The following is a 6,938-nucleotide window of genomic DNA, read 5'->3' as shown; positions in this document are numbered from 1 at the left end:
GCCGAAGCGCCATGACAGGCGTCGATAGCGCCGCCGGGGGGGCGGCGCGCGACATCGTCGATCAGCCGCCGAGGAAAGAGGACATCGCCTTGTCGGCAATCATGCCGCAGGCTTTCTCGCCGACCTTGTCCTTGAGGCTGGTCAGGCTAAAGGTCTGGCCGTTGCCGCCCTGCAGCAAACCGCTCAGCCCCTGCTGATAGCTATCGCTCTCGGCGGCTTCGCTCTCGCCACCGAGCTTCGACAGCAGGCTGTTCTTGACCTTGTCGGTGGCGCTCTCGGTATAGCCCTGCTCCTGGCAGTAGCCGAGCACGCCAGCCACGTTCTGCATGCTGCCGAGGTTCATCGAACCGGAGCCCAGCGAACTGAGCAGTGAGGCGCCGCTGGTGCTGGTGGCGGTGCTCGCGCTCTGCGATGACTGGCCGGACATCATCTCGCCGGCCTGCTTCTTGACGCTGTCCATGCTGAATGCGGAGGCCAGCGGCGATACCGCCAGCGTCGTGGTGATCAAGGCGGCGGAAAGGTGACGTAGCTTCATGAAAACGGTGCTCCTTGCACATGACGAACCCTGATGGGTCGGGTTCGGAAAAAAGGGTTTCCCCTCGATGAAAACAATGCGTGACGGCGATGCGTCGACCGTGCGCGATCCGATGCGGTTGGTGACGTGACCACGCTAGAGCAAGGCGCGGGGCTTGTCCAAGTCTCGACACCGTGCTGCTGGCCTTCGTCTGGAGTCGCGTCAGGGCCGTTCAGATCCTACGCTTGGAGTGACGGCGGGGAGCAGGGTTCCCCGTTTCCACGATCAATGGACGATCAACAGGAGATGACATGATCATCACGGTCGGCGATTTTCGCGAACTGCTCGAGCAGTATGACGATCAGCTGGAACTGAGCTTCAGCGGTCTGGAGTACCATCGCCTGATTCAGAAAGGCGAGAAGCATCTCGAGGTCGAATTCGAAGAGAAGGTCTTCAAGGACAAGACCGGGCGGACGAGAATCCACGACGAAGAGCATTGAGGTGGATAGTGCTAGTGACACCAGGGCTGGGTCATGGAAGGCTGCTGGGTCACGGTGGGAACGGCGCCGCTGCGGCGCCGTTTTGCTGTCCGCGCTTCGCCGCGTGGCGCTTTTCCGGTACCGTTGAAGCCCTTCACGGCAGGGAGTGGCACAGCAATGGGGGATAGCGTTTCTCCGACAGGCGTCGATGTCGCCATCGTGGGCGCGGGGCCGATCGGGCTCTGCTTCGCGAAGGCGCTGTCGCGTCGTGGAATCAGCGCGATGCTGATCGACCGTCAGCCGCGCGGCGCCATGTCGGACCCCGGCAACGACGGGCGTGAGATCGCGCTGACGCGAGCGTCTCGAGACATCCTGGAGGCGCTCGACGTCTGGCCGCGGGTGCCGGATGCCGAGCGTGCGCCGATGCGAGCTGCCCGGGTCTTCGATGGCGAATCCCTCTTCGCGATGCAGATTGCGCCGGGCGCCGCCAGCGACGACCCGCTCGCTTGCCTGGTGCCCAACCGAGTCATCCGCCGAGCGGCCTATCAGGCGGCGACGGCAACGGATTCGGTCGGCGCGGAGATCCTGTGGCGAGACGGTCGCGAGATCGAGCGCCACGAGACAACGGATGCCGGCGTCGAATTACGCCTCGGTGACGGCGAGTCGGTTCGCGCCGAACTGCTGGTCGCGGCCGACGGCCGATTCTCCGCCACGCGCCGGTCGATGGGCACCCCCGCGCACACCTTCCAGCACGGCCAGCACATGCTGGTCTGTCGCATGCAGCATGAAGAACCGCACGACCAGAGCGCCTGGGAGTGGTTCGGCCACGGGCAGACGCTGGCGCTGCTCCCGGTCAGCGAATTCTGCTCTTCGGTGGTGCTGACGCTGCCGCCGGCAGAGATGGAGGCGCTGATGGCGCTGTCCGAGGGTGACTTCAATGCCGATATCACGCGTCGCTTCGCGCATCGTCTTGGCCCGATGACCCGAGCCGCCGAGCCGCATCGCTATCCGCTGGCGAGCGTCTATGCCGAGCGGTTCGTCGGGCCGCGCCAGGCGCTGATCGGCGATGCGGCGGTCGGCATGCATCCGGTAACCGCGCACGGTTTCAACCTCGGGCTTCAGGGGCTGTGGCGACTGGTATCGTTGATCGGCGAGGCTCGATCGGCCGGGCAGCCCATCGCCAGTCGCGATCTGCTCAAACGCTACCAGCGCGAGCAGCGCCTGGCGACTGGCCCCCTGTTTGCGGCGACGATGGCCATCGTCGGTCTTTACACTGACGACAGGCCGCCGGCACGACTGCTGCGCAAGGCGGTGCTGCGCGCAGGCAGCGCTGCCTGGCCGGTACGTCGCCTGATCGCGGGGCATCTCATGCGTGCGGGCGGCGACCGCTGATCGAGCCTGGCGCGCTCGGGGTTCTCGTTCCCGTGGCTGGCCGGCCATCGCGTCGTTTCTCGAGGTGATCGCGACCGGCGGCCGACGCTGGTCTTTCCGCCATGACATCGGCTCCGGCATGACATCTGCGTGTTCGCGTTTTCCGCTATTCTGGGAGAGGACGCGTCAGGTTTCGTCGTGCCGATATCGTGGGGCTCCGGCGATGCTGACGATACTCTCCAGTCAGAGGAGCTCACATGGATCTTGTCATGGTAGGTCTCGGGCGCATGGGCGCGAACATGGCCGAGCGGTTGGTGCGCGGCGGACACCGGGTCGTCGGGTCCGATCCGGGAAAGGAGGCGCTCTCCCGCGCCGCCGAGAAAGGGATCGAACCGGCTGAATCGCTCGCGGCAGCGGTCGAGGCCCTGCCTTCTCCACGCATCGTCTGGCTGATGGTGCCGGCTGGCGAGCTCGTCGATACGCTGCTTGACGAGCTCAAGTCACTGCTTTCCGCCGATGATATCGTCATCGATGGCGGCAATTCGATGTACAAGGACACGGTGCGACGCGCGCAGACGCTTCGCGCAAGCGGTCTGCACTATGTCGATGTCGGCACCAGTGGTGGCGTCTGGGGGCTCGCAGAGGGCTACAGCATGATGGTCGGTGGCGAGACGGCCATCGTCGACTCGCTCACGCCGCTGTTCGAAGCGCTGGCGCCGGCTGCCGATAAAGGCTGGGGGCACGTCGGCCCGAGCGGCGCGGGGCACTTCACCAAGATGGTCCATAACGGCATCGAATACGGCATGATGCAGGCCTATGCGGAAGGCTTTGCGATCATGGAGAAAAAGGCCGAGTTCGATCTCGACCTGCATCAGGTCGCCGAGGTCTGGCGTCACGGTAGCGTGGTGCGCTCCTGGCTGCTCGACCTGACTGCCAACGCACTCGACAAGAATCCGGCGCTTGCCGGTATCGCGCCCTATGTGTCCGACTCCGGCGAGGGACGCTGGACGATATCCGAAGCGATCGAGCTCGATGTCAGCGCCCCGGTGATCACGCTGTCGCTGCTCGAGCGCCTGCGCTCGCGCGAAAAGGACTCTTACGGTGACAAGCTGCTCGCCGCCATGCGCAACGAGTTCGGGGGGCATGCCATCAAGTCTTCCTGAGGTCTGTCGATAGGGTTTCTATCGTCAGGTTTTACATCGCCAGGGTTGACATCGATAAGTTTTACATCGACAGGCGTATGTCGAAGTCACTGGCTGTCGACCGCTCTTTCCGTGGCTGTGGATCGATCGTCCCCCGTCGATCAGTGACTACCATATCTGGTGTGGCGCAACGCCGATCGACACAAGTCGATCGGCGTTTTCGGTGGTGCAAAAGGCCCCTTTTCGTCGCTTGACAGGGCGGGAGGCGGGCTCTGGTGCGGGCTCCAGAAGGGGCCTGATTTGTCCACAGGAATCGCACAGAAAAAAACCACATCTATGCTTGGAAAATTCATTCCCTACCAGATATAGTGTTTTTCAGAGGCGGCAAGGGCGACGCAATGTCGTGATTCAGGCCGCTGACCAGGCCCGCGCCATCGCACTCGATGGGCGTCTCATCACGTCACGGATGGTAACGATTATCATGAGCATCACGATCTATAGCAAACCTGCCTGCGTCCAGTGCAACGCGACCTATCGCGCGCTGGACAAACAAGGAATCGACTATACCGTGGTCGACCTGACGCAAGACGCCGATGCGATGCAGCGCGTGCAGGATCTGGGCTATCGCCAGGTGCCGGTCGTCGTTGCCGGTGAAGATCACTGGGCCGGTTTCCGTCCGGACAAGATCAGCACGCTGGTTGCCTGAGATCGTCTTTCTGCTTTTTTCTGTTCTTCGTATTTGCCAGGTCGTCGCGGGGTCTGCCCGCGGTGCCTGAACCGCGCAGAGGCGCAGGAGAACCGTCATGGCTGAGCTGGTCTATTTTTCGACCAAATCAGGCAACACGCGGCGCTTCGTGGAAAAACTGGGGTTACCGGCCACCCGTATTCCACTGAACCGTGACGATCAGCCTCTGCACGTCGACGAGCCCTACATTCTCGTCGTGCCGACCTACGGTGACGGTGATCCGATGAGCTCGGTGCCACCGCAGGTCATCCGGTTTCTCAACGATGCACACAATCGGTCCCTGATCCGGGGCGTGATCGCGGGTGGCAACACCAACTTCGGCGCGGCTTTCGGCCTCGCTGGACGCGTGATCGCGCGGAAATGTCAGGTGCCGCTTCTTTATCGGTTCGAACTGATGGGCACCGAAGAGGATGTCCATCGCGTTCTTGCAGGGGTGAATGAATTTTGGAAACGCTCAGCCTAGAAAAAGAGACGGCAACGCGACCCGCTGCCGATCACAACGCCAAGACGCTCGACTACCACGCGCTCAACGCGATGTTGAACCTGTACGATGCCGAGGGGCATCTGCAGCTCGACAAGGATCGCGAAGCCGCGCGTCAGTATTTCCTGCAGCACGTGAACCAGAACACGGTGTTCTTCCACTCGTTGAAGGAAAAACTCGACTATCTGACGGAAGAGGGCTACTACGAGCAGCAGGTGCTCGATCAGTACGACTTCGCGTTCGTCACGGCGCTGTTCGATCAGGCCTATGCGGTCAAGTTCCGTTTCCAGAGCTTCCTGGGCGCGTTCAAGTACTACACCAGCTACACGTTGAAGACCTTCGACGGCAAACGCTATCTCGAGCGTTTCGAGGACCGCGTCTGCATGGTCGCGCTGTCGCTCGCGCGCGGCGACGAGACGCTGGCAAAGCAGCTGGTCGACGAGATCATTCACGGCCGCTTCCAGCCGGCGACGCCGACCTTCCTCAACTGCGGCAAGCAGCAGCGTGGCGAACTCGTCTCCTGCTTCCTGCTGCGCATCGAGGACAACATGGAGTCCATCGGGCGCTCCATCAACTCGGCGCTTCAGCTCTCCAAGCGCGGCGGTGGCGTGGCCTTCTCGCTCTCCAACGTGCGCGAGTCCGGTGCACCGATCAAACGCATCGAGAACCAGTCCTCCGGCATCATCCCGATCATGAAGATGCTCGAGGACGCCTTCTCCTACGCCAACCAGCTCGGTGCGCGTCAGGGCGCCGGTGCGGTCTATCTCAACGCGCACCATCCGGACATCCTGCGATTTCTCGACACCAAGCGCGAGAACGCCGACGAGAAGATCCGCATCAAGACCCTGTCGCTCGGTATCGTGATGCCGGACATCACCTTCGAGCTGGCCAAGCGCAACGAGGAGATGTATCTCTTCTCGCCCTACGACGTCGAGCGTATCTACGGCGTGCCGTTCGGTGACATCAGCGTCACCGAGAAGTACGACGAGATGGTCGCCGACGGGCGTATCCGCAAGAAGAAGATCAACGCTCGCGAGCTGTTCCAGACCATTGCCGAGCTGCAGTTCGAGTCCGGCTATCCGTACCTGATGTTCGAGGACACGGTGAATCGCGCCAATCCGATTCACGGTCGTATCAACATGTCGAACCTCTGCTCCGAGATCCTGCAGGTCAACACCCCGACCGATTACGACGACGACCTCGGCTATCGCAAGATCGGCGAAGACATCTCCTGCAACCTGGGCTCGCTCAACATCGCCAAGACCATGGATTCGCCGGACTTCGGCGCCACGGTCGAGACCGCCATCCGCGGGCTGACCGCGGTCTCCGAGATGAGCGACATCACTTCCGTGCCGTCGATCGCCGAAGGCAACGCCAAGTCCCACGCGATCGGCCTGGGTCAGATGAACCTGCACGGCTACCTGGCCCGTGAGCGCATCTTCTACGGCAGCGAGGAAGGGTTGGATTTCACCAACATCTACTTCTACACCGTCGCGTTCCACGCCATTCGCGCCTCCAACCGGATCGCCATCGAGCGCGACCGGCGCTTTGCCGGTTTCGAGCAGTCGACCTACGCCAGCGGCGAGTACTTCGACAAGTACACCGAGCGTGCCTGGGAGCCGAAGACCGAGAAGGTGCGTGGCCTGTTCGAGAAGAGCGGGATTCACGTGCCGACGCAGGACGACTGGCGCGAGCTGAAGGCCTCGGTCATGGCCCACGGACTCTTCAACCGTAACCTGCAGGCGATCCCGCCGACCGGTTCGATCTCGTATATCAACAACTCGACCTCGAGCATCCACCCGGTCACGGCCAAGGTCGAGATCCGCAAGGAAGGCAAACTGGGTCGCGTCTACTATCCGGCGCCGTACCTGCGCGACGACAATCAGGAATACTATCAGGACGCCTACGAGCTCGGCCCCGAGAAGATCATCGACACCTACGCTGAGGCGACCCAGCACGTCGACCAGGGCCTGTCGCTGACGCTCTTCTTCCGCGACACGGCGACGACCCGCGACGTCAACAAGGCGCAGATCTACGCCTGGCGCAAAGGTATCAAGACGATCTACTACATCCGTCTGCGTCAGGCCGCCCTTGAAGGAACGGAAGTCGAGGGCTGCGTTTCCTGCACCCTCTAAGCCCGACTGTCTGAATTTGTTGGAACGCGCCGGCGTCCCAGCCGGCGCCCACCGAACGAGAACACTCTCAT

The 6,938-nt window shown here is 62.4% G+C and carries 7 protein-coding genes; 6 read left to right on the top strand and 1 reads right to left on the bottom strand.

The window, feature by feature from the left end; translation table 11 throughout:
• Window positions 1-61 precede the first annotated feature (61 nt).
• A complete protein-coding gene (locus IE125_RS03545; protein ID WP_189443235.1) occupies window positions 62-535 on the bottom strand; it encodes a DUF2501 domain-containing protein in 474 nt (157 codons plus the stop codon).
• Window positions 536-825: 290 nt separating this feature from the next.
• On the opposite strand from IE125_RS03545, the gene IE125_RS03540 reads away from it, so the two are divergent.
• The 6 genes from IE125_RS03540 (at window position 826) to nrdE (ending at window position 6,867) form a co-directional block, all read left to right on the top strand.
• Complete coding sequence (locus tag IE125_RS03540; RefSeq protein ID WP_189443234.1) at window positions 826-1,014, top strand: hypothetical protein; 189 nt, start codon at window positions 826-828, stop codon at window positions 1,012-1,014.
• Between the two features lie 156 nt (window positions 1,015-1,170).
• On the top strand, window positions 1,171-2,385 hold the full coding sequence (gene ubiM, locus IE125_RS03535; protein WP_189443233.1) for a 5-demethoxyubiquinol-8 5-hydroxylase UbiM: 1,215 nt from the start codon (window positions 1,171-1,173) through the stop codon (window positions 2,383-2,385).
• Window positions 2,386-2,621: 236 nt separating this feature from the next.
• Window positions 2,622-3,527 (top strand): phosphogluconate dehydrogenase (NAD(+)-dependent, decarboxylating), encoded by a 906-nt coding sequence (gnd, locus tag IE125_RS03530; protein ID WP_189443232.1) that lies wholly within the window; start codon window positions 2,622-2,624, stop codon window positions 3,525-3,527.
• A 460-nt stretch (window positions 3,528-3,987) separates the two neighbouring features.
• The gene (gene nrdH / locus IE125_RS03525) at window positions 3,988-4,212 is read left to right on the top strand and encodes a glutaredoxin-like protein NrdH (RefSeq protein WP_189443231.1); all 225 of its coding nucleotides are present in this window, start codon (window positions 3,988-3,990) and stop codon (window positions 4,210-4,212) included.
• A gap of 97 nt (window positions 4,213-4,309) precedes the next feature.
• A complete protein-coding gene (nrdI, locus tag IE125_RS03520; RefSeq protein ID WP_189443230.1) occupies window positions 4,310-4,714 on the top strand; it encodes a class Ib ribonucleoside-diphosphate reductase assembly flavoprotein NrdI in 405 nt (134 codons plus the stop codon).
• Window positions 4,696-6,867, top strand: a complete 2,172-nt coding sequence (gene nrdE, locus IE125_RS03515) for a class 1b ribonucleoside-diphosphate reductase subunit alpha (RefSeq protein WP_229808905.1) — start codon at window positions 4,696-4,698, stop codon at window positions 6,865-6,867. The genes nrdI and nrdE overlap by 19 nt, the downstream gene beginning before the upstream one ends.
• Window positions 6,868-6,938 lie beyond the last annotated feature (71 nt).

The sequence above is a fragment of the Salinicola rhizosphaerae genome (assembly GCF_014652715.1).
Classification (GTDB): domain Bacteria; phylum Pseudomonadota; class Gammaproteobacteria; order Pseudomonadales; family Halomonadaceae; genus Salinicola; species Salinicola rhizosphaerae.
Note: the sequence above shows the minus strand (reverse complement) of the source record. Positions and strands in the feature narration are given on the sequence as shown.